This is a genomic window from Mesorhizobium sp. M4A.F.Ca.ET.050.02.1.1, assembly GCF_003997725.1.
GTDB lineage: Bacteria > Pseudomonadota > Alphaproteobacteria > Rhizobiales > Rhizobiaceae > Mesorhizobium.
In genome coordinates, this window is record NZ_RZSG01001352.1 from 1 (window position 1) to 750 (window position 750).

The 750-nt window shown below is 67.9% G+C and carries 1 protein-coding gene; it reads left to right on the forward strand.

Features of this window, described 5'->3' with window-relative positions:
- The coding region (locus EOA33_RS37440) for an HlyD family secretion protein (protein WP_145989588.1) at positions 1–614 on the forward strand (614 nt) is incomplete at its 5' end.
- Between the last annotated feature and the right edge of the window lie 136 nt (positions 615–750).

Genomic DNA, 750 nt, shown 5'->3' on the forward strand with positions numbered 1-750 from the left:
ACCTCGACAAGGCCAGGCAGCAGCTCGCGGTGGCCGAGCAGGGCATCATCAGCGCCAAGGCGGCACTCGGCGGCAACCCGGATATCGAGACCGACAAGCACCCGACGGTGATGGCAGCGCTCGCCGCGCGCGACAAGGCCGCCTATGACCTGGCGCAGACCACGGTCACGGCGCCGGCGGACGGCGTCATCAGCCAGGCTTCCTCGTTCAAGCCCGGCCAGTATGTCGCCGTCGGCACGCCGCTGTTCTCGCTGGTCGAGACCGGCGACACCTGGATCGACGCCAATTTCAAGGAGACCCAGCTTACCCACATGAAGCCGGGCCAGAAGGCGGAGATCATCGTCGACACCTATCCGGGCAAGACCTTCGAGGCCACCGTCAAGGCGATCGGCGCCGGCACCGGGGCGGAGTTCTCGCTGCTGCCGGCGCAGAACGCCACCGGCAACTGGGTCAAGGTCACCCAGCGTATTCCGGTGCGCCTGGAACTGACCGATCCTGACGCAAAAATGGCGCTGCGCACCGGCATGAGCGCCACCGTCACCGTCGACACAGGCGTTGCGCGCGGCCTGCCGAAGATCTTCGGCCACGCCACGGCCGGCGAGGCGGCTGAGTAAAAGACGATCCCGGGCGCCTTGGCGGCCGGTTGAACAATGCCGGGAAGCCCGCCGGACCGGCGGTGGATGTGAATGGCAGGGGATTGGTCCGTGGGAGGAGTGGGAAGGAGAGGTTGGACCCGGCCGCGTCGCGGCT